Origin of the sequence: Maridesulfovibrio ferrireducens (genome assembly GCF_016342405.1) — a bacterium.
GTDB classification, from domain to species: Bacteria; Desulfobacterota; Desulfovibrionia; order Desulfovibrionales; family Desulfovibrionaceae; genus Maridesulfovibrio; species Maridesulfovibrio ferrireducens_A.
Genome location: NZ_JAEINN010000015.1, coordinates 1 through 22,450 on the forward strand (window position 1 = coordinate 1; position 22,450 = coordinate 22,450).

Annotated in this window: 19 protein-coding genes and 1 tRNA gene; 6 read left to right on the plus strand and 14 right to left on the minus strand. The window is 43.1% G+C overall.

Annotation, left to right across the window (positions count from 1 at the left end; genetic code table 11):
- Nucleotides 1–184: 184 nt before the first annotated feature.
- From JEY82_RS15125 to JEY82_RS15140, 4 genes are all read right to left on the minus strand, one after another.
- Nucleotides 185–802 (minus strand): outer membrane protein, encoded by a 618-nt coding sequence (locus JEY82_RS15125; RefSeq protein ID WP_304087132.1) that lies wholly within the window; start codon nucleotides 800–802, stop codon nucleotides 185–187.
- Nucleotides 803–1,134: 332 nt separating this feature from the next.
- A tRNA-Pro gene (locus tag JEY82_RS15130) sits at nucleotides 1,135–1,211 on the minus strand.
- 160 nt (nucleotides 1,212–1,371) lie between these two features.
- Nucleotides 1,372–2,400 carry an AmmeMemoRadiSam system radical SAM enzyme gene (gene amrS, locus JEY82_RS15135; RefSeq protein WP_304087134.1) on the minus strand — a complete coding sequence of 343 codons (1,029 nt, stop codon included), beginning with the start codon at nucleotides 2,398–2,400 and terminating at the stop codon, nucleotides 1,372–1,374.
- A gap of 12 nt (nucleotides 2,401–2,412) precedes the next feature.
- Nucleotides 2,413–2,676 (minus strand): hypothetical protein, encoded by a 264-nt coding sequence (locus JEY82_RS15140; protein WP_304087137.1) that lies wholly within the window; start codon nucleotides 2,674–2,676, stop codon nucleotides 2,413–2,415.
- A gap of 298 nt (nucleotides 2,677–2,974) precedes the next feature.
- Here JEY82_RS15140 and purM point away from each other — a divergent pair, with 298 nt between their 5' ends.
- Nucleotides 2,975–4,021, plus strand: a complete 1,047-nt coding sequence (gene purM / locus JEY82_RS15145) for a phosphoribosylformylglycinamidine cyclo-ligase (RefSeq protein ID WP_092161752.1) — start codon at nucleotides 2,975–2,977, stop codon at nucleotides 4,019–4,021.
- A gap of 80 nt (nucleotides 4,022–4,101) precedes the next feature.
- Here the strand turns inward: purM and JEY82_RS15150 are convergent, their stop codons facing one another.
- The 9 genes from JEY82_RS15150 to recA form a co-directional block, all read right to left on the minus strand.
- Entirely contained in the window at nucleotides 4,102–4,701 is a 600-nt protein-coding gene (locus JEY82_RS15150) for a DUF1318 domain-containing protein (protein ID WP_304087138.1), read from the minus strand.
- Between the two features lie 21 nt (nucleotides 4,702–4,722).
- Entirely contained in the window at nucleotides 4,723–6,927 is a 2,205-nt protein-coding gene (locus tag JEY82_RS15155) for a hypothetical protein (RefSeq protein ID WP_304087141.1), read from the minus strand.
- A 92-nt stretch (nucleotides 6,928–7,019) separates the two neighbouring features.
- Nucleotides 7,020–8,285: a radical SAM protein gene (locus JEY82_RS15160; protein WP_304087143.1), complete on the minus strand. Its 1,266-nt coding sequence runs from the start codon at nucleotides 8,283–8,285 to the stop codon at nucleotides 7,020–7,022.
- Between the two features lie 4 nt (nucleotides 8,286–8,289).
- Nucleotides 8,290–9,717, minus strand: coding sequence for a hybrid sensor histidine kinase/response regulator (locus JEY82_RS15165; RefSeq protein WP_304087146.1), 1,428 nt, complete (start codon nucleotides 9,715–9,717; stop codon nucleotides 8,290–8,292).
- Nucleotides 9,718–9,732: 15 nt separating this feature from the next.
- The gene (locus tag JEY82_RS15170) at nucleotides 9,733–10,986 is read right to left on the minus strand and encodes an EAL and HDOD domain-containing protein (protein ID WP_304087148.1); all 1,254 of its coding nucleotides are present in this window, start codon (nucleotides 10,984–10,986) and stop codon (nucleotides 9,733–9,735) included.
- A gap of 223 nt (nucleotides 10,987–11,209) precedes the next feature.
- Complete coding sequence (rpsI, locus tag JEY82_RS15175) at nucleotides 11,210–11,602, minus strand: 30S ribosomal protein S9 (protein ID WP_092161763.1); 393 nt, start codon at nucleotides 11,600–11,602, stop codon at nucleotides 11,210–11,212.
- A gap of 18 nt (nucleotides 11,603–11,620) precedes the next feature.
- Nucleotides 11,621–12,049, minus strand: a complete 429-nt coding sequence (gene rplM, locus JEY82_RS15180; protein ID WP_092161764.1) for a 50S ribosomal protein L13 — start codon at nucleotides 12,047–12,049, stop codon at nucleotides 11,621–11,623.
- A gap of 93 nt (nucleotides 12,050–12,142) precedes the next feature.
- The gene (alaS, locus tag JEY82_RS15185) at nucleotides 12,143–14,785 is read right to left on the minus strand and encodes an alanine--tRNA ligase (protein WP_304087153.1); all 2,643 of its coding nucleotides are present in this window, start codon (nucleotides 14,783–14,785) and stop codon (nucleotides 12,143–12,145) included.
- A 99-nt stretch (nucleotides 14,786–14,884) separates the two neighbouring features.
- Complete coding sequence (gene recA / locus JEY82_RS15190; RefSeq protein WP_304087156.1) at nucleotides 14,885–15,940, minus strand: recombinase RecA; 1,056 nt, start codon at nucleotides 15,938–15,940, stop codon at nucleotides 14,885–14,887.
- A 229-nt stretch (nucleotides 15,941–16,169) separates the two neighbouring features.
- Here recA and JEY82_RS15195 point away from each other — a divergent pair, with 229 nt between their 5' ends.
- Entirely contained in the window at nucleotides 16,170–17,348 is a 1,179-nt protein-coding gene (locus JEY82_RS15195) for a tRNA(5-methylaminomethyl-2-thiouridylate) methyltransferase (RefSeq protein ID WP_369681170.1), read from the plus strand.
- A 41-nt stretch (nucleotides 17,349–17,389) separates the two neighbouring features.
- Nucleotides 17,390–18,331 (plus strand): calcium/sodium antiporter, encoded by a 942-nt coding sequence (locus JEY82_RS15200; protein WP_304087159.1) that lies wholly within the window; start codon nucleotides 17,390–17,392, stop codon nucleotides 18,329–18,331.
- Between the two features lie 76 nt (nucleotides 18,332–18,407).
- On the opposite strand, the gene JEY82_RS15205 is transcribed toward JEY82_RS15200, so the two are convergent.
- Nucleotides 18,408–18,617, minus strand: coding sequence for a molybdopterin-binding protein (locus JEY82_RS15205; protein ID WP_304087162.1), 210 nt, complete (start codon nucleotides 18,615–18,617; stop codon nucleotides 18,408–18,410).
- Between the two features lie 236 nt (nucleotides 18,618–18,853).
- Between JEY82_RS15205 and JEY82_RS15210 the strand changes: the two genes are divergently transcribed.
- The 3 genes from JEY82_RS15210 to lpxK all read left to right on the plus strand — a co-directional run bounded on the left by JEY82_RS15210 (nucleotide 18,854) and on the right by lpxK (nucleotide 22,437).
- Nucleotides 18,854–20,302, plus strand: a complete 1,449-nt coding sequence (locus tag JEY82_RS15210) for an oligopeptide:H+ symporter (RefSeq protein ID WP_304087164.1) — start codon at nucleotides 18,854–18,856, stop codon at nucleotides 20,300–20,302.
- Between the two features lie 186 nt (nucleotides 20,303–20,488).
- The gene (locus JEY82_RS15215) at nucleotides 20,489–21,220 is read left to right on the plus strand and encodes a Bax inhibitor-1/YccA family protein (RefSeq protein WP_304087166.1); all 732 of its coding nucleotides are present in this window, start codon (nucleotides 20,489–20,491) and stop codon (nucleotides 21,218–21,220) included.
- Between the two features lie 104 nt (nucleotides 21,221–21,324).
- A complete protein-coding gene (gene lpxK / locus JEY82_RS15220) occupies nucleotides 21,325–22,437 on the plus strand; it encodes a tetraacyldisaccharide 4'-kinase (protein ID WP_304087168.1) in 1,113 nt (370 codons plus the stop codon).
- The last annotated feature ends 13 nt before the right edge of the window (nucleotides 22,438–22,450 follow it).

Here is a 22,450-nt window from a genome sequence, read left to right on the forward strand (position 1 = left end):
AGCAATAGAAAAGTTGGCGCAAGAGAGTTCTCAAGGATAAGGGCGCAGGAAGAAGCTTATTAAAAGAAAAGCCCTCGACATAACGCCGAGGGCTTTCTTGATCGTAAACTTCCATATTAAAGAATAGTTGTCATAACATGCTTAATTTAAATAAATAGTTTTCTTGATTGTGAATTGATAACTCCTAAAAAGTGAACCTAATCCCGCCAGTAACTCTGTTGGATAGATAGTCCCCCTTAACTCCGTCATAGTCCAATTCCTTGAGTCCTACTTTCAACTTATAATCGAGGTCCAAAGATATGTTCTCAGTAAGTCTGTACCCTATGCCGACAATTGGTTGAACAAGAGGGATGCTTGTTGATCCGTCTGCGCTTAGGCTCCAATATTTAATCTCTGAGTCTGACCACCCATATCCTACGCCAGCCCCGAGGTATGAAAACAATCTTGTTTCTGTTCCTGAAAATTCATACAGCACGTTTCCCATAATTGACTTCATATCGAGAGATCCATCAACGTCTATTGACTTGTCGTCCTCTTTCCCGCGCCCTAAATCTGAAGTGAAGTAACTGCCTTCTAATTCTACTCGCCAACCCTGCTTCCATTTATAACCAGCGGCAACAGTCCCACCATACCCTACGTCGAAGGTCAAGCTATAGGGAGTTTTACTGATATCAGTTTCTGCTATATACTGACCACCAACTCCGGCAGAAACATATGGTCCAGCCTTAAAGTAATTATCGAAAGCTTGAGCTGGAACAGAGAAAAGCAGAATAGCCGCAAATGCCAAAAGTAGTTTTTTCACAATTTCCCCTAAAGTTAAGATCTCATTAAGAAGTATAATTATTGCATAAGTTTTATACTTAAAATCACAATAAAGGTGTTTTGTCTATACTGGCTAGGATAAATTTGTGATCAAAGTATCGCGTGATAGCATGTGAAATGTAATTGATTTGCAGGTGAGATAAATATAATGAATGAGGAAGGAAATAATTCCGCTACCCAACAGTAAAGCCCTCGTTTCTCATTGTGAGATTCGGGGGCTTTGCTTATGTGCAAAAAAAGGAAGTGTAGACCAGAGTGTATACCAAAAGAAAAGGGTTTAGCTAATTGTGTTAGCTAAACCCTTGATTTCTATGGTCGGGGCGAAGAGATTCGAACTCCCGGCATCCTGCTCCCAAAGCAGGCGCGCTACCAAACTGCGCCACGCCCCGACTGATATAATTTGCTGCACTAGCGCTGTGCACAAAAAAGGGGATAGTTGAAACGTATGTGCTTGGCAAGTGTTAATTTCATAAAAATGAAAATAAATTTAAGTCTTTTAGGTTTTATTGTTTATTTTCAGGTGTTTATTGTTTTTAATTTATTTTTCAATTAATTGGACTTGTTCTCAAAAACCCCATTTGCGTGGCATCCGCAGTATTTACACATGCCATGATCAACTCCCATATTTTCCATTGAAAAGCCTAATCTGCGGATAATTTCTTTGTTGCAGGAAGGGCAGAACGTTGAGGAAAATTCATTTCCAGGAACATTACCTATATATATGTACTTGAGTCCCGCGTCGTTCCCTGCTTGTCGGGCAAGGGTCAGAGATGTCATAGGGGTTACCGGACAATCCTGCATCATATAGTCGGGATGAAAGCGGGAGATATGCCACGGGACTTCTTCGCCAAGTTCTGTAGCTATGAAGTTTGCCAGTTGTTTCAGTTCAGATATCTCATCATTTTTGCCGGGAATGAGCAGGGTTGTTACTTCCAGCCACCAGCCCAGTTTTTTAATGTGCTTGAGCGTTTCGAGTACAGGGTTCAGTTTGCCTTTGCAGATTTCCTTATAAAACGTGTTGTTGAAACTTTTTAGATCAATGTTGGCAGCATCAATTAAGGGGGCAAGTTCTTCGAGACATTCAGGACTTTGAAATCCGTTTGAAACTATGATGTTTTTTAAACCGTGATCGTGAGCAAGTTTTGCAGTGTCCTGCATAAGCTCAAAAAATATAGTCGGTTCTGAATAGGTGTAGGATATGGACTTACATTTGTGGGATATAGCAAGCTCGACCAGTGTTTCGGGCGTTACTTTCTGTCCTGTTACCTCGCGGCCCGATTTTGGGTGTTGTGATAACGAGGCATTTTGGCAGAATTCACAGCCGAAATTACAACCTTGCGTGCCTAGTGAAAAAGTACTGGTGCCGGGCAGAAAGTGATAGAGCGGTTTTTTTTCAACGGGGTCAATGTTGATCGCTGCGACCAAGTCGTATGTTTTTGTCATCAGCGAACCGTCAATGTTCTGCCGGACTCCGCATATTCCATGATTGTCAGGCTCTATAATACAAAAATGATTACAGAGACGGCATTGGACTTTTCCGTTTTTCAATTCTTTCCATAGTCGTGCAGGGTGTAGCATTTTTGGAAGTCCTTATCTTTTAATTTCAGGGACAATAAGAATAGGGCCGATGTTCGGCGTGTCCTTTTCATCCTTTTCTTTTGGTCTGGTGCTCATTATATTAGACTTGTTTCCGGACTCAATTGAGATTTCATTGTTGTCTTGTCTTGTTCCCATGCGAATATTTTCCCGGTCTTTGGCAGTGTCCTTATTAATAAATTTAGTTCCAGCCAAAGCAGCCCCTGAGAAAATAAGTCCAAAAATAATAAATCCGAATATTAAAGTTTTCTTGTACATGATATTTCTCCGTGTCATACTGTACCAGACTGTTCAGAATTTGGCACCTTCTTAGTTACTCCGAAAACTAAAAGAGTAGAACATGTTAACCATTCGTATCTTTTGAGTTTTATAGCTGATCATCATCTATATTTTAACTATAGTGAATGATTCTGCTTCTTCGTCAGGTCGTGTAAATCAATGCAAGCTGCGGACCTTAGTTGTTTTATCATCGATAAAAGGTGCAATGATGCGCCTTGAACTCTTATCGATTTCAGCATATACAATCCATTCTTAGAGATTGTTAGGAGATAAATATATGGCAAGTCGTTCTGATGCTTACAAGGCCGCCGGTGTTAATATCGACGCGGCAAATGATTTTATAGGTCGCATTAAAGGTATGGTGGGTTCCACCTTTACCAAAGGTGTAGTCACGGATATCGGTGGTTTCGGCGGGCTTTTCAAGCTTGACCTGACCCAAATGGAAGAGCCTGTTCTTGTAGCAGGAACCGATGGCGTGGGTACTAAATTAAAACTGGCTTTCGCGTTAGACAAACACGATACCATCGGTATTGATCTTGTCGCTATGAGCGTGAATGACATCTTGGTACAGGGCGCAAAGCCTTTGTTTTTCCTTGATTATTTTGCAACAGGAAAGCTGGAAGTAGGCGTAGCTGAAACAGTCCTTTCCGGAATAGTTGAAGGGTGTAAAATGTCATCCTGCGCTCTGCTTGGCGGAGAAACCGCAGAAATGCCCGGATTTTATGCCGATGGCGAATATGACCTGTCCGGCTTCTGCGTCGGTATGGTTGATAACGCAAATATTGTTGATGGTTCTTCCATTACAATCGGTGATTCAATCATCGGCCTTGCTTCCTCAGGTGTCCATTCAAACGGATATTCTCTGGTTCGTAAACTGTATGATGAATCCGGTCTTGCAGCAGATGACCTTCTGCCCGGTACGGATCAAAAAATCGGAGAAGCTCTTATTACTCCGACTAAAATTTATGCAGACGCTGTACGCAATATTATCCGCGAAATCGAAGTTAAGGGAATGGTTCATGTTACCGGCGGCGGTTTCTATGACAATCTGCCTAGAATTCTGCCTCAGCAGGTTACAGCAGAAATTAATTTCGGAACATGGGAAGTTCTTCCTGTGTTTAACTGGATGAAAGAACAGGGTAATCTCAGTTGGCCTGAAATGTTACAGATTTTCAACTGTGGTATCGGTTACATCATGGTTGTTAAAGGTGACAGAGAAGAAGACGTTATCAATAGACTTAATGGCATGGACATTAAATCTTGGAAAATCGGAGAAATAACTGCCAGAGATGGTGATTCCGAACAGGTAAACGTTAATTTCTAAATCCTGATCAAGATTAAAATTAAAAACCCCTGAAACTAAAGTTTCAGGGGTTTTTTTTGTAATTAAATTATCAAGCTGAATTATTTCTTTTTCCAGTTGCCTGACGCATCTTGAATCCACCATCCTGCGGGTGCTTTTTTCTGCCATACCTCGGTGAAGATGTTTGTGACTTTCACAATTTCACTTCCGGGAATGTTCATTGATGCTGCAACTTCTGCGTATAGTTTTTTTCTCGTACTGTTATCCTGTGAAATTAATCTGCGGACTGCTGCGGTGTCAGGAAGACTTAAACCACTCTTATTTATCAGTTCCAGATATCCACTGTTGTTGATGCCTATATTCCCGGCATTGTAATAGGGGATAAGTTGCTGGTGGTTTGCCGCGATATTTTGTTTCAAGCCTCTGATCGCAGAGTTGGACTGTTTAAGTCCTTCAATGTCGGATTCGGTAACGTCCTGTGCATATGCGGCAGATGGCGTTATGAATGCAAGAAAAGACCGTAGAGACGAGCTGTCTTTGTTATTTACGGGTTGTTGAGAATCGGAACCGTAAATGTCATCGACGATATCTTCAGCCGCTTTTTCGACCTGCGCTGCCGGAAAATATATGTTTACAGTGACGCAGGCTGCAAAGGCAAAAAGAGTCATCAACGTTAAAACCTGAGCGGTTTTTTTGATCATAATTATCTCCTGTTAAGGAATTTAGCGCGACCCTGATATTCTTTTCAATCTTTTCAGCATGTCGGAAAAGCTGATGAGGTTTTCAGGGTTGCTGTTAATAACATTTATACCGAATAATGGCGGCCTCTTAATTATATACTCGATTCCGTCCTCTCTGATCAAGCCTCGTATTTTAAACAAGTCGTGGTCTAAAGTACACTCAAGACCCAGTCCTGCATAACTGAATTCCTGGAAAAATTGTGAAAACATACCAACTCCGACACCTGTAAGGCCTGAACCTGTTCCAATCACAGATAAGGTGTTAACGGCTTTGAGACTGATTGCCTGATCAGTGTCCGAATCAGGGACTGTAACAGCGTAAAGCTTAAATTTAGCAGGTTGGTCGTACGCTATGACTAAGTCTGTCAGATCAAGGTTCATTCTACCTGTGATGCGCCCGATATCAAGAGCTTCACTGAGTGGCTTGAGTTTCAGTGTTCCAATATTGAAATCTGCCCCGTACTGTCGGGATTTTGAAAAAGGATTATCAGCAAATATCTCTGATATTTTTATTTTGCCGCCGTATACTTCTCCCGAAAAACTTCCAAGTGTTGATAACCGCTTTTCAAGTAGCCAGAATTCGATATTACCGTCTATTTGACCGTCAACAGGCAGAGACGCGGGCGAAAGGGGCAATAGATTGACATCCTTTGCGTTTAGTTTGCCATGCAGAGCAAAGCCGCTGGAAAAAGGATTATCTACAGTAAGTTTTGAAAGTTTAATTTTCCCGCCGCCAAGAGGAATTTCATCTAGGTTTCCGAACACAGCTTTGTTTGAAGAAAGGGTTATCGGAATATTGAAATCTGACAACTGAAGCTGTCCCGCCTCGAGTTTGCCAATTTTTATAAAACCTTGCTTAGGTGCGGTTAAATCTTTGTCTGGTTGCGGATATAAATTTGTGTCGAGTGAAGCGGAAAACGGAATATTTGCTGTTATTGATTTTGAGGTAATAATTGAAGAATTAAAATCTCCCTTTGTCAGGTTTATGTTTCCAGACAGAATTGTTTTTTCAGGACTTCCTTTGAAGTTGCATAAAAGGGCAAGAGTTCCGTTAGCGGAAAGTTGTTCAAGTGAAAAAGGTTCAACCGCAAGAGTTTTAAACGGTGCCGCTAAAGCCGGGATTTGCAAGAGGACTTCCCCTGAATAATTAAGTCCGTTTTTAGTCTTTTTGATCAGCGTCTTTGCAGTAATATTTCCCATTTTTTCCCATTGCGTATTTATTCGGGAAGAAATGTTTCCTTGTTTATCCGGCAGGGTTGAAATCAGGGTTGTTTTCAGTGGATGCTTGTTAAGATTTAAATATAAAGTGTCAAAAAGAGCTTCACCTGAATTAATTTCTAAAGTCGTTTTAATCTGCGGTTTGTTGACGGGAATAGTAGACTTTAGCGTACCTGAAAAGTTATCAATTAAGTAAAGACCATCTGGTGAAGCTATCGAAAGTTCGCTGAATTTAAGTAAAAAACTTGATTCCGGTTTAGTTTTGATTTTGCGGAGTGTGAGTGACAGAGCAAGTTTACCTTGTTTTTCCCAGTCAGACTTTACTTCGCTTAGCAGTTTGTTTGCTATTTTTTCCAGCAGTGGGAGGGGATCAATAATATTTAATGACAGGGTTCCATCAAAAGCCGGTGAATAATTTAAATTCGTTTTTATCAGAGGAAGGTTGCCGACTGCTATAGAAATATTTTTAAACTGGGCAGATCCTTTTTCTGTAAAGAATCTACCGTTTCCTTTAATTGAAATGTCGGGGTTTTGTAATTCAAGTTCGGGGAGACTTATTCCGAGTTTTTTGATTTGGATGGATAAGTTCCGAAAAGCAACACTTCCTTCTTCTAAGCGAACCTCAGTATTTATTCTGATTTTAGCGGTTTTCAGTGGGCTTTTTTGCGGTATAAATTCTCCGATGAAATGGAAGTTTGTCGTTTTGATATGTTTAAGAGATCCTTTGAGAACGCCGGATAGACCCGCTTGAGGGATATTTACCGCAAACTGCCAGTTCACACCGAAAGAGTTTACTTTTTCGGCGTAAGCAGAGTGAGGCGATATGAGCATCAGCAGTAAAAAAAAGCTGATCAGCATTGATAGTGGGCGGCGATTCATTTCTTTCTTATACACTTCAGGTTGAATGGTGAAAAGTGAAGCTTCAACATATCCTGAGATTATTTTTTTATTATTTAGAATGTCTAACAATAAAGTTCGCGGTTATTCAGATATTAAAAAGCCGTCAAAAAACGATTTGTTTTCTGACGGCTAAGTAATAGCTGGAGATAAGGAATAATTTATCAGTCGCCCAGATAAGGGTTAAAATATCCGAAACCGATCCAAGGGCATTCCGATTTAATTCTTTTGCGGAAATTAACGAATCCCATTCCGGGGCCGAGATCATTATCTTCGACCAGTTCCATATAAAGGTCAGGGTCTATGTTGAGATTGCGAAGCTGAATGAAGTCGAACTTTGATTCTGTTGCGGCTTTAATAAGTGCATTCACTTCATTTTCTGTATCGCTTACTCCTGGGAAATAGAGGTAGTTGAGAGATACATGCAGTCCAAGTTCTTTGGCAGTGTGGATGGTCGCAAGTACGTCTTCAAACTTATACCCTTTGGGACGGTAATAAGCATTGTATACTGGTTCCAGAAAGCTGTTCAAACTTACTCTGATAGAGGTAAGCCCTGCTTCTGAGAGAGGCTTCATTGTCGCGGTCAAAGAACCATTGGTATTTATGTTAACAGTTCCCTTGCCGCCTTCGTCGCGATATCTCTGTACGGCTTCGCAAAGTAGCTTAGCCTCAGTCAATGGTTCGCCTTCGCAACCTTGACCGAATGAAAAAATCGGCTTTGATTCGCGTTTGGCGTGATAGTGCATTATTTCCGTGATTTCATCAGCAGTCGGCGTAAATTTGATGCGTTCCTGTGTGGAAGGAAATCCGGAATCTTCGGGTTGTTCAGATATGCAGCCGATGCAGCGGGCATTGCAGGTCCGGGCAGTTGGAAGCGGTGCTTCAAACCTGCCGAGAGCAAGATTCTTTGCTGCGGGGCAGCCGTAAGTCAGAGCGCAGTTTGCAAGGTGTTTCACCAAGCGGTTTTCAGGCATGTCTTTCATCAGCCTTTTTGCGCCGGACTCAACTTTCTGCTGTGGTATTTTAGTAAAAATCTGGCGTTTATCTTCATCTACAACCTTGGCTGTAATCCAGAATCTGCCGTTGGCATAACCGACTGCGCCATAGGCGAACATCGGTAAGATAGGTGCGTCTTCGGTATTTGCATAGGCAGCTAGTCCGGTCAGTGTGTGGCCGGGACAGGCAAATGCGGCTACGGCTAACCCTTCAACTTCTTCAACTTCACCGGTTTCGGAGTTTAGCCCAAGCGGGATTCTTCCAGGCAGTAAGAAAAATTCACTGTCAGGAGGCAGCGGGATATATTCTTCGGGTTTGGGTTGAGCCAGCTCATCCCCTCTGCGGCAAATCATTTCAAATTCAGGGTGATCGAATATTTGACCGTCTTTATCCGCGTAAACGAGGAGAGGACGCGGTTTCTTTTTTGAAGACATTAAATTAATTCCTGTTCAAATTTTCTGGAGGTTTTGGGAGGGTGGTGATCAGGGTCGTTCCCTGATTCCATGAGCTTGTAAAAGAAATATCTCCGCCTGAAACTTTAGCGATCAGTTTCGAGCTGTATGTTCCCAGTCCTGTCCCGTTCCGTTTGCCGTGGGTTGCATAACGATCGAAAAAGCTGTTTTTAATAGAACTCGGAACTTCACCGAGATTATGAATTTCAGTGATTATCGATTGTTCCGTGTCATGGAGGCGAACCGTTATAGTCGAATTCTCAGGAGCTGCCTCTGCGGAGTTTTTAATCAGGTTCGAGAACATGGTGATGATGAGGGACGCTTCGCCGTAACAAACAAGCGGACATTCATCCTGAAGAGGTTCATCCTCTAAAAAGCAGAGAATTTCAAGCTTCTTATCATCAACTAACTGACTTATATCACCGATTGCGGCTGTGATTGCTCTAAAAAGGTTGAACGGATGTGAGTCCGCAACAAGAGAACCTGTTTCGAGTCTTATTAGTGTTAAAGATGTGTCAATTTGACGAATCATCCTTTCACTTGTTTTGCGCACTATTTCCGCGAGTCGCTGGTAGTCATCACTAAGATCAGCTTCTGTTTCAAGTATGCGGGACATGCCTACAATTGTAGCTGTAGGAGACCTCAAGTCGTGTCTGGCGATGCGTTCCATTTCTTCTCTGAGCTGGAGCTGCTTGCGTTGCTCGGTAACATCAAGTGCCAGAAGTAAAAAAACAGAAGGAGCGACTTGTTCAATGGTGAGATCCCAGAATCTTTCATATGCGCAAACAGATTTTAGTGAATGAATGCGGTATGCTTCCTGATCAGTGAAGAGGTTATTGCGAACATCCTCAGCAAGAAAAGATATAAAAGGTATGCTGGATTTGGAGCTTTTAATCGGTAACGTCTCTAAGGCAGATTTATTTGCCATAATGGTTTTTCCGGTACAAGAGCCAACTAAAAGAGCAGGAAAAGGAAGTCCTTGAAGAATTAAATCGTAGAGTTTTGAGTTTTCATCTGTCTCTCTATTGCGAATAATCTTTTTGTGATATTCGGAAATATTTGAAATGATGCTTGTCGCTGATGCCGTGGATGGTATGAACGAGACATTATGAAAATCAAAAAGAGATTCAAACGAGTTAGGATTATTTACGTCTATAATGAATATAGCTTCCGCGTCCTGATTTATTTCCCGGATAGATGAGAACGTTTCGTAAGGACGGTCAAAATCCGCAAAAATTATTAGGTCCGGTTGCTGACTGGCATAGATAAAAAGAGTTTCTCTGGGATTTTTTGCAATAGAAATAGAATGGCCGAGGTTGTGAAGCTCAAGCATTAAAGAATGCAGTAATGTGCTTTTCCCGGTTATAAGGATGTTCAGTCTTTTTCGGGAATCGTCAAAACAACAGTCTTTCATATTGCCTCCAACTTCTTATACTGAACCGGGTGTCTGGAAAAAACTGTTCGCCCAGCGCATTGAGTCATAATAGTTACGTGAAACTGAGACCGGGTTCAGCCCGAGTTCAAGAATCGTTTCTTCGAGTTTGTCCCATTGTGCTGCTTCGAAATAGTCTATCAATTCAAGGTGTTTGCGATAAATATTTTCTTCACCGCATAATGCAGCTCTGAGATCTTCATCAAGGGGTAAATACTTGGTTACGACATTCATAGGCATATCGAACATTGCCCCCAACAGGGAGAATAGACCAAGTAAAAACATGGATTCAGCAGGAATATTATGGTTTGAGTCTAACGTTACCATCTCAAGAAATTTTGCGCGCTGAGTTGCCAGTTGCGGAAGCTCGGTACTTTTCTTGTTGGAAATAAGATCCGTCAAAAGTATAACTCTCAGCCAGTTTTTTATAAGTTTCCAGCCAGCAAGAACTATTGCCTGCTTTATTGAAGTTATTTTTTGCGAGAATCCGAATGTCGGAGAGTTGAGTAGTGTAAGCAGTCTGTAGCAGATAGATACATCGTTTTGCAGAGCTTCAGCCAGAGCTTCAAAATCCTGCGAGGGATCTTCAATCAGTTTGAAAAGTTTGAGTTTTACAACTTCACTGGGGCGTAGTTTTCTGCCTGCAATATTCTCAGGACGTTTAAAATAAAATCCTTGAAAAAAAGCAAAGCCGAATTTTTGAGCCAATTGGTAATGGCTCATGTCTTCAACTCTTTTCGCTATTAACTTCACACCCTCTTTTTGGGCGATACAATGTATCCGGTGAAGTTGGTCCTCGTTAGCGGATTTGATGTCTACTATCACGACATCTGCATATTTTATTAAAATATCACCTTGTGGGCGTCCTTCAAAATCGTCGATGGCAACTGTATATCCATCTTTTGAAAGATCTTGAAGTGCTCTTATGAGATTTGGAGTCGGAGGAGTCATTTCCGGTATTTGAACAACTGTGTTCTTTGCCGGTAATGAATATGGAATTTTTTCTATAATAGATTTATGAGAAAAATTGATAACAAGCTTAACATCACCGGGGAGTTCTTCTCCCGGAATAGAGCATGAATCTGCGGCAACGTTTAAGGTTGCTTTATAATCATCAGATATAATGGCGGTTGTCGCTGAACTGCTGTTACGAAAAAACAGCTCATATCCCCATAGTGATTGGTCCGGCTGAAGAATCGGCTGCCGGGCGAAAAATATTTGATCGTAGAGCGGGGTGTTTGTTATAGCCATTATTTACTGTTGTTTGTTACAGATTTTAACGAGGTCATAAGTAAATATATTTTTTCTTTCGCATTGACCAGTGCTTAATGATCTATCCTTGTTATTTGTAAGTCAAAAACACATTTTCAGGATAAAAGTTGATTTGTTAATCAATGTGATGCTATAAGCAGGAAAAGGCGGAATCGTAAAACGATTCCGCCTGAATAAATCCAAATGTAAGTCGTAATTCGACTTAACGCTTTGAGTACTGGAACTTTGCGCGAGCGCCTGGCTGACCAGGTTTTTTACGTTCTTTCTTACGTGCGTCACGAGTCAGAAGACCTGCGCGTTTAAGAAGAGTACGAAGCTCTGGGTCCATAGCGAGAAGTGCGCGAGAAATACCGTGTCTGACAGCCTGTGCCTGACCAGCTACTCCGCCACCGTCTGCGTTTACTTTAATATCAAACTTACCAACGTTTTTAGTAAGTTTAAGAGGCTGCTGAACAATCATCTGGAGAGTTTTACGAGGAAAGTAATCTTCGTAAGCTTTTCCGTTGACTGTGATTACGCCTGTACCTGGGTACATACGTGTGCGTGCTACAGCATTCTTTCTTTTGCCAGTACCGTAAATGAAATCTTGGCTCATTTTATTTCCACCCTGTAATTAAAATTCGAAAGGCTTAGGCAGCTGTGCTTCGTGTGGATGATCTGTACCAGTGTAAACTTTAAGTTTTTTGATCATCTGTCTGCCGAGGCTACTCTTAGGAAGCATGCCGCGTACAGCTGTTTCGATAACAACTTCAGGTTTCTTCTCAAGCATTACTTTCAAAGTCCTGGATTTGATGCCGCCAGGGTGGTTGGTGTGCTTGTAGTAAGTCTTCTGATCTAGCTTGTTGCCGGTAACTCTGATTTTGTCAGCGTTCAGAACGATGACGAAATCGCCGGTGTCAGCGTGAGGTGTGAACATAGCTTTGTCCTTGCCTCTGAGCTTTGTGGCGATTCTGGTTGCCAGGCGTCCAAGTACCATGTCGGTTGCATCAACTACGTACCATTCGCGGCTGATGTCCTCACTTTTTGGAATATATGTTTTCATTTTGAAATGCTCCTTACGTAGAATCTGGGAATGGGACTTATACATATAATGACGACTTGCTGTCAAGGGCAAATCTTCCCTTCCTAGTTTTAATTACGACTCAGCAATAACCTTTTTCAGGGTTGCCAAAGCCTTGTCAATTCCTTTGGGGTCGGTACCGCCGGCTTGAGCCATATCAGGCCTGCCGCCGCCACCTCCACCTACCTCAGCTGCAACGGGTTTAATCAGCGCACCGGCTTTGAACCTGTTTGTCAGGTCTTTAGTCACTGCGATAATTAAGGAAACTTTATTATCTTCGACCTCGGCTATCAGGCAGATGATACCGGAATCCAGTTTGGATTTCAGTGCGTCTGTCTGGTCGCGTAAGGCCTTAACATTCGTCAATTCAAGCTTGGCAGCAAGAACTTTGATCCCTGCGATCTCTTCTATAGAGCTCATCAGGTCCGCTCCTGCGCCGGAAGCAAGCTTGGCTTGAAGTTGTTCATTTTGGCGAGTCAATTCTTTATTCTGAGCTATGAGCGCCGCGATTTTGTCAGAAACCTGACCTGGGGCGGCTCTAAGTAAGTCCTGAGACTTGCTTATCTCGTCACGTTGTCCTTGCAGGAATGTGAGGGCGTTCCATCCCGTTGCCGCTTCAATCCGGCGTATGCCTGCGGCAACTCCGGATTCGGACAATATTACAAAGGTTCCGGCCTCGCCTGTTGATTTCAGGTGAGTACCTCCGCATAGCTCCATGCTTTCTCCGGTGATATCGACGACTCTTACGACATCTCCGTATTTTTCTCCGAACAGTGCAGTAGCACCTTTTTCAGCAGCTTCTTTGTTGCTGAGCTCTTGGACGTCAACTTTCGTAGCTGTCAGAATGGCGCGGTTAACTTCATTTTCAACCTGCCGGACTTCTGCGGGAGTCATGGCTGCAATGTGAGTGAAATCGAACCTGAGTCTATTCGGGCCGACTAGTGATCCAGACTGCTTTACATGGTCTCCGAGAGTTTTTCTCAGAGCGGCATGCAGCAGGTGAGTCACTGTGTGATTGCGCTCTGTTGCTAACCTGATTTCGTCATCTACTTCCAGCTTGGCTTCTTGTTCTAGGAGAAGTTCGCCTTCGTTTACAAAAATTTTACAAGCTGTGAGTTCAGGGGAAGCTTTAACTGATTCCAGTATGTCCGCGTTTCCTGTCAAAGTGCCGACTGTGCCAGAATCCCCCATCTGTCCACCGGATTCTCCGTAGAAAGGAGTAGCGGCAGTGATAAGCCATCCTCCTGACCCCTGAGAAATGCGGTCTAGATGATCTCCGCTTTCGGAAAGAAGATTTATGATTCGGGAGTCAGTCACCAATTCACCATATCCGGTGAAACGGTTTTTAAGTCCAGCTTCAAGAACTGTGCGGAATATTGCCGCAGTATCTTTTTCTCCGGACCCTTTCCATGCTTTTTTGGCTCTTGTCTTCTGTTCTTTCATAGCTGCTTTGAAGCCGACTTCATCTACAGTGAACCCGTGTTTCTCAGTAACGTCATTGACGATATCGAGCGGGAATCCGAAAGTGTCATAAAGTTTAAAAGCCAGTTCGCCGGAAATAGTATTTTTGCCTTCTTTTTTAAGTTCTTCCATCTCGTCTTCGAGAATTATAAGACCCTTATCTAAAGTCTGGCTGAATCTTTCTTCTTCTTCACGAACCATGCGGGCCATGAATTCTTTATTATCTTCGAGTTCCGGGAACTGTCCGCTCATTTCAGAAACAACCATTCTGACTGTTTCATGAAGGAAAGGATCGGTAAGTCCAATAAGGCGTCCGAAACGGAAAGCTCTTCTGATCAAGCGACGGAGCACATAACCACGCCCTTCGTTTGAAGGAAGGATCTGGTCTGTGATCAGAAACGCAATAGAGCGCGAGTGGTCGGCAATGACCTGTAGCGCGGTGTCTATTTCGCCGTCTTCTTTATATTTTACACCGGCTTTTTTGGCGATAGCCTGAATCATCGGCTGAAACAGGTCTGTTTCATAATTTGATTGTACGCCCTGACATACAGCGGTAATTCTTTCCAGTCCCATGCCTGTATCAATGGAAGGGCGTGGAAGCGGAACTCGATTACCTTCTCCATCCTGGTCGTACTGCATGAAAACGAGGTTCCATATTTCAAGGAAGCGGTCACAATCACATTTTCCGATCCCGCAATTGGGGCCGCAAGTCATGTTCTCGCCCTGATCAATATGTACTTCGGAGCAAGGACCACAAGGACCAGTGTCACCCATGGACCAGAAGTTTTCTTTTTCGCCCAGTTTGAAGATTCGGTCAGCCGGGACATTAACAACTTTCTGCCAGAGTTCTCCGGCTTCATCGTCATCTTTATAAATGGTTATATAAAGTTTGTCTTTGGGCAGTTTCAATTCTTCAGTGAGGAATTTCCAGCAAAATTTGATAGCGTCTTCTTTAAAGTAGTCGCCAAAAGAAAAATTGCCGAGCATTTCAAAAAAAGTGTGGTGACGGGCAGTACGGCCTACATTTTCGAGGTCGTTGTGCTTTCCGCCGACGCGCAAACATTTCTGTGAAGTTGTTGCGCGGACATAGTCTCTTTGTTCCTGTCCAAGAAAAGTCTTTTTAAACTGGACCATTCCTGCGTTGGTGAACAGCAGGGACGGATCGTCTTTTGGGACTAGGGATGAACTTGAAACAATTTCATGTCCGTTATTTTTGAAAAAAGTAAGGAATCTTTCTCTGATTTCACTGGCCTTCATGGGCTGTCTCCGTAAAAAACTCTAATATCGTGAATATTCTAAGTGAGCATATTTAAAACCCCGGGAGGCCGAGGTTATTTATCATCGGGCCAACAGGCTTTACTCGTCAGAAGTAGTTGCGTCAACCTTCACCTCAGGGGCTTCTTTCATGCCGAGATGAACGAGGATTTTGTCTTCTATCTCCTGTCGTAATTCAGGAGTGTCTATCAAGAATTGGCGGACATTTTCCTTGCCCTGTCCAAGTCTCTCTGAGCCGTAAGCATACCATGCTCCACTTTTGTCAATAATTCCGTAATCCACGCCGAGATCAAGAATTTCGCCTTCGCGGGACATTCCTGTTCCATAAAGTATGTCTACAAGAGCTTCTCTGAAAGGCGGTGCAACTTTATTTTTAACAATTTTGATACGGGTGCGTGAACCGAAAACTTCCTCTTTATCTTTGAGGGTCTGGATTCTGCGGATATCAAAACGTACCGATGCGTAGAATTTAAGGGCGTTACCACCGGATGTTGTTTCGGGGTTTCCGTATCCGGCCATACCGATTTTCATACGGATCTGGTTGATAAACAATACAACAGAATTAGATTTATGGATAGTACCGGTCAGCTTTCTAAGGGCATGAGACATAAGTCTTGCCTGTCCGCCGACCTGAGTTTCACCCATGTTGCCTTCAAGTTCAGCCTGCGGAATAAGAGCCGCAACGGAGTCGATTACGACGATATCAACTGCGCCGGAACGAACCAGCAGGTCAGTGATTTCCAAAGCCTGTTCGCCGTAGTCCGGCTGAGAAATAAGTAGTTCGTCGGTGTTTACACCGAGTCTTTGAGCATATTTAACATCAAGAGCGTGTTCTGCATCAACAAAGGCAGCGGTTCCACCGTTTTTCTGACATTCTGCAATTACATGCAGGGCCAGTGTTGTCTTACCTGATGATTCCGGTCCGTAAACTTCGGTGACTCTACCTTTAGGAATCCCGCCGATACCCAAAGCCAGATCAAGGCTTATAGAACCTGTCGGGATGACCGGGATAGCTTGTATAGCACCTGAATCAAGGCGCATGATTGAGCCTTTACCGAACTTGCGTTCAATAGTTGTAAGTGCTGTGTTCAGTGCTTCTTTACGGAGCTCTTCGGGGTTTGCGGCTTTTCTGCTCATGTATTCTCCAGTTTGGGGTTGGACGTTTCAACGCATTTTTTTTCCAGTGATTGTCACATGCACAAGAAGCCTTTACGGCGAGATGCGGTGGTCTCCGTCCAGACGAATCAAGCAACTGCTTCCGATACCAAATAGCTCGTAATAAGGCAATCTCAAACGTTCATATTAATTATTATGCGATTATTTAATTTGGTTATAGAAAAACGCAGAATCAGCCTTTTACGGGGGGGTGTCAGCACTTTTCGAGCTTGATGATCAGTTGCAGTTTACTTCGAATGAGGTTACAAGCCGCCCCATGAACACTCGATATGACGCTTTAGCTCTCTTTTCAGGGGGCCTCGATAGTATACTGGCATGCAAGGTTATTCAGGATCAGGGACTTAAGGTTCTAGGTATTCATTTCATCACTCCTTTTTTCGGCAATCCTGAGAAGATTGAAGATTGGCAGGAAATTTATGGTGTTGATATACTTCCTGTTGATATAAGCTCTAAATATATAAAAATGATGCTTGATGTTCCCGCTCACGGCATGGGTAAACTTGTTAATCCCTGTGTGGATTGCAAGATTATGATGCTTCGTCATGCCCATTCTCTGATGGATGAATTCGGAGCAAAATTTATTATTTCCGGTGAAGTTGTAGGGCAGAGGCCTATGTCGCAACGGCAGGAAGCGCTAAATTCAATCAGAAATGATGCGGCAGTTAAAGACGTATTGCTGCGCCCTTTATGTGCGAAAAGTCAGTTAATCACTCCTTGTGAAGAATCCGGCCTTGTAGACAGGGAGAAGCTTCCGCATATCAGCGGCCGCGGACGTAAAGAGCAGCTTGCAATGGCCAAAGCATATGGATTTAAGGTTATTCCTACACCTGCGGGAGGCTGTAAGCTTACTGAATATGAAAATGCAGCTCGCTTTCTGCCGCTTCTGCGGAATCTTAAAGAACCTGATGTTAATTTTTTCAAGCTGACGACAGTCGGTCGGCAGTATTGGGCCGGTAATAAATTGCTCGCAATCGGCAGGAATCAAGACGACAATGAGAATATTGAAAAATTATTCAATGATGGGGATTATGTTTTTGAAGTAAAGGATTTCCCTGGTCCTTTAAGCCTTGGACGCGCTCTCAATTCTGAAGGATGGACCGAGCGTGAGATTCTCGATGCAGCAGCTATGACGGCTTCTTTTTCACCGAAGGCTCGTAATTCCGGCGGTGAAGTGGTTGTGAATGTCATCGGTCCGAATGGAAATAAAGATGTTTCGGTTTTACCCTCCAGAGAGACTGAGACCGTTTTTGCGGGACCTAATCTTGAGGGACTTAAAGAATGGAAGATCGAACGCGAAAATTTTAGACTTAAAAATATTGAGCTTAAAAAAAATGAAGGTGATAATTTGGCGCTGGGAAAAAATGACTAATTTTGGTAACATAATAGCTTATCCCAATGCCGGAGGATTTAATGGTTTCTAACGCAATATATTTTCTTCTTAGTATTTTTCTACTTTGGTTCGGAGCTGACTGGATTGTTGAGTCTGCGTCTAAGATCGCTAAAAAATATAAAGTTTCCGACCTTGTTGTAGGCTTGACCATTGTTGCTTTCGGAACATCTGCTCCTGAATTTTTGGTTACAGCCACCGCAGCGTTTAAGGGACTTTCGGATTTATCCTTATCCAATGTAGTCGGTTCGAATATTTTTAATCTAGGTTTTATTTTAGGGTTGATGGCTTTAATTAAGCCGCTTCCCACAACTCGCGCGCTGGCTTTGCGTGATACTCCGTTGCTGCTTGCGACAACTGCTTTGATTCTGGGGCTTGCCTATTTCGGTAATCTCGGACGCGGAGCAGGAGTGTTGCTGATCTCTATTCTGCTCGGATATATTGTCTATCTGATTGTGCATAGTAAACGGGCGGCCAAAGCTATGTCCGGCATTCCGCAGATAGAGGAAGAAGTGTGCGAAATCCGTGTAATTGACTGGGTGAAATTAGCTGCCGGATTTGTAGGAATTGCGCTCGGCGGTGACTTTATGGTTGAATCCGCTTCTGTCATTGCAACTCATTTCGGTGTTTCCAACTGGGTTATAGGTATGACTATTGTTGCAGCCGGAACATCTTTGCCGGAACTGGTAACCTGTCTTGCCGCATCCTTAAAAGGTCGTAACGAAATGTTGCTTGGTAATCTTATCGGCAGTGACTTCTTTAACTTTGCCGGAGTGCTGGGGCTTACCTGTATATTGCGGCCACTTGAGGTTTCTCCTGAAGCTATGCCGGGTCTAACCATACTTGTTGCCATGGTCGCTTTGGTACTTCTGTTTATTCGTACAGGGTGGAAAGTTTCCCGTACGGAAGGGGCGATTCTTATTACGCTAAGTATGCTTCGCTGGGTTCAGGATTTTATGACTTAGTCCTGACTTTTTAAATTTAGATTGAACAAATAAAATCCTCCGTCCGAATACCGGGCGGAGGATTTGTTGTATGGTGCTAGTCTTTAGCTACCATGACGCTGGATGCCTTGATCATGGCATTGATTGTGTCGCCTTTTTTAAGGCCCATTCTTTCGACAGAGCTTTTGGTGATGACAGAGGCCACTTCAACTCCGGGTGCAATTGTGATGATTACCTCAGCGCTGACCATGCCGATGGTAATTTCTTTGACTGTGCCGGGGATAAGATTGCGTGCGCTAATTTGCATGTTTTTTCCTTTTATCAGTTATAGGTTAATAATATTATTGAATAACAATGCTACATGTCTATCTATGTTTGTTGTTATGTTGATATTATTTTTAAAGTCAATGTATTAATATTAAGCGGATATTATCTTCTGTTCGTCTTTTCATTCTTAAGTTGATCTGATCCGACACTCGCATTTTAGACTTATCTGTCGTATAAGCTTGCATATATTCATATAAAGACCTCCGAGGAGAGATTATGTCTGAAAGTTCTGTGAGCCCGTTTAAGCACCCTAAGCCTTTTTATTTACTGTTCTCAATCGAGATGTGGGAAAGGTTCGGTTACTATGGAATGCAGGCTCTTCTGGTCCTGTTTATGGTCAATAAACTGGGGTTCAGCGATGATCTGGCTGACACTACTTTCAGTGCTTTTGCGGCGCTTGTTTATGCCTTTATTTGTCTCGGCGGATATGTCGGTGATAAAATTCTGGGGAACAGGCGGACCATGTTTTTCGGTGCTGTTGTTCTGACGGTTGGTTACGGACTTCTCGGAATTGATTGCGATAAATTTTTATATCCAGCCCTCGGTATAATTATTGCCGGGAACGGCCTTTTTAAGGCGAATCCTTCCGCTCTGGTTTCCAAGCTTTATGAGAAAGGTGACTCCCGTGTGGACGGTGCGTTTACTCTTTATTACATGGCGATAAATATCGGCTCATTTGCGGCGATGTCTCTTTGTCCGGTTATACAGAAAATGTATGGTTGGAATGCCGGATTTCTTGTTTGCTTCATCGGCATGGGGATAGCGATAGGTAACTATATAATATTTAGAAGCATACTTGATCCCATCGGATCGGAAGCAGATTTTAAACCTCTTAGTGTGCGGAATTTAGGTCTGACATTGCTGGGCACTATTTTTGTTGCTTCTATTTCCGCTCTGCTGTTGAAACATTTAGTTGTAGCTCATGAATTGCTTTATGTGGCGGTATTAGTCGTTGCCGGACTTTTTATGCGCGAAATTTACAGAGCGGAGCCGCATGAGCGTTCTAATTTAATTATTTGCCTGATCCTGATGGTTGAGGCTGTCGTTTTTTTCGCTTTGTATCAACAGATGCCTACTTCTCTTAATCTTTTTGCCGCAAGAAATGTTCATCTTTCAATTTTCGGAATTCCGGTACAGGCGGCTTCTTTTCAGGCTTTAAATCCATTCTGGATAATGGTTATAAGTCCTTTTCTTGCAATGCTTTATACAAAACTTGATAAGTCAGGGAAGGATCTTTCTCTGCCCGGTAAGTTCGCGCTCGGAATGATTATGTGTTGTGCGTCTTTTCTGACCTTGGCGCTGGTTGCGCGCTACAGGGCGGATGCCGCCGGATATGTGTCCGGGAACTGGCTGGTTTTAAGTTATTGCTTTCAGAGCATAGGGGAACTTTTGGTCAGCGGGCTCGGGTTGGCTATGGTTTCACGCCTTACTCCTGAACGCTCAATGGGGTTTATGATGGGAGCGTGGTTCATGTTCCAATCAGTCGCGATGGTCCTCGGAGGGTACATCGCAACGCTGGCAAGTGTTCCTAATGGCGGTATTCATGCTACCAAATCTCTTGTTATTTATGGCGATTTATTTATGCGTATCGGACTTGTTACCGGCGCTATCGCTCTTGTTATGACGCTTTTTGTTCCGGTGTTGAAAAAATATATTCGGGAGTGATTCCTATTTATATATGATAATTTAGTACTATTCTAAATGTCTTGCCTGTTTCGTAGAAGGTGACTATCTTTAGTACTTAGAAACTTGTTGAATATTAGCGGAGATTCCCCAAAGAATCCGAACGCGGGTGAAAATAAGGGCTCTGCTTGAACTTACTTAGATAAAATTAATTGTGAGGAGAAAATTATGAGTAGATTTGGTTCTGCCGGTGCAGTGAGATCTAAACCGGAAATCCTTAATGCTTTTATGCGTGGGGTTTATAACTGGATGAGTCTGGGCCTTTTGATGACAGCCGCTGTTGCATGGTTTACCGCGTCAACTCCAGCTGTTCTTAATCTGGTTTTTGCTCAGAATGCTGCCGGAGTATATGGGCCGACTATGTTGTTCTGGGTTGCTCTTGTTGGCGAAATCGGGCTTGTTTTTTATCTGAGCGCCCGCATTAGCAGTCTTTCTGCCAGCGCGGCAACGGGTCTTTTTATGGCCTACAGCGGACTTAACGGTTTGACTTTGTCTGTGCTTTTGCTCGCTTACACAGCTTCTTCTATTTTCCAGACATTTCTGGTTACCGCCGGAATGTTTGCGGCTTTGAGTCTTTATGGTTTGACCACCAAAAAAGATCTTACCGGAATGGGTTCCTTTATGTTTATGGGGCTTTTCGGGATCATTATCGCTTCTGTCGTGAACATGTTTATGCAGAGTTCTGCTATGGATTTTGTAATTTCTGTTATCGGAGTAATCGTGTTCGCAGGACTTACTGCTTACGATTCTCAGAAACTTAAAGTTATGGGTGAATCGGTTCCTTCTGGTGACGAAACAGCCCTTAGACGCGGAACAATCATGGGCGCTTTGACGCTCTATCTTGATTTTATCAACTTGTTCCTCTTCCTCTTAAGATTCATGGGGACTGCTCGCGATTAGTCTTGAATCTGTATTAACGGTGCTGTTTACAGCCGATTCAGGTCAATAATAATATTATCAAAGGGAACCGTCAGGTTCCCTTTGATTTTTCAGGTGATGAAATAATGTCTTTTTTACGTATCGCGCAAAATATTTTAAGTCCTGTTCTTGCCCCTGCCGGGTATGCCTACGGCTCTGTGATGGCTTGCCGTGCAAAGCTCTACAAGAGAGATTCTTTCACCCGTTTTAATCCTGCATGTCCGTGTATCTCTGTAGGAAATATCGGTTCCGGCGGAAGCGGCAAAACTCCCTTGGCAGGTTGGCTTTTAGCTTGGGCGAATAGTCTGGGAATGCAGTCTGTGCTTCTTAGTCGCGGTTATGGAGCATCTCCTTCAAAGCTTCCTTATCTGGTCACAGCTGAAAGTTCTGTTGAAGAATCCGGGGACGAGCCTTTGATGCTTGCTTCTGAAAATCCTTATGCGCGGGTTGTTGTTGATCCTATCCGTATTCGTTCAGGTAAATGGGCGACTGATCAATTTAAGCCGGATTTAATGGTGCTTGATGACGGATTTCAGCATATGGCTGTCCGGCGTGATTTGGATTTTGTTTTAATGACACCGGATGATTTTAGCGATGGATGGAATAAGGTTATTCCGCGCGGAACATGGCGCGAAGGTCAAAAGGCACTTGGGCGGGCAGATGTCTTTTTTGTTAAGAGTCCGGCTGGCGATTTCAATTCCATGAAAGATCTTATAAAAGAGAAACTCGGTAAATATAAAAAACCTGTTTTCCAATTTAATTTGCAAGCCGAGGGACTTAGACTTTTGAATGGTGAAGATTCACTTCCGTTTGGTAGTGATAAGTATTTGCTGGTTTCAGGTATCGGCAAACCTGAACAGTTCAGTAGAGACAGCAGTGAATTTATGGGTCAAATCGCTTCAGAACATATGATATTTAAGGATCATCATCCGTATAATGCGCAGGATGTTAAGATGATCAGGCAGAAAGCCGTGCAAGTCGGCGCTGCAAAAATAATATGCACTCCGAAAGATGCAGTTAAGCTTCGTAAATTAGGTTGCGAAGAATTTTATACTATTAATCTGCATGTAGAATTTGAAGAATCAATTTTCTTTGACGGAACCAAGTCTTGTGCCCCTAATATCGGGCCGGTCAGCTTTGCCGGCTGGTGGAACAGAGAACGGCTTGCACAAGCGTATAAAAGTAGAAACAGACAATAATAAGAACGTATCA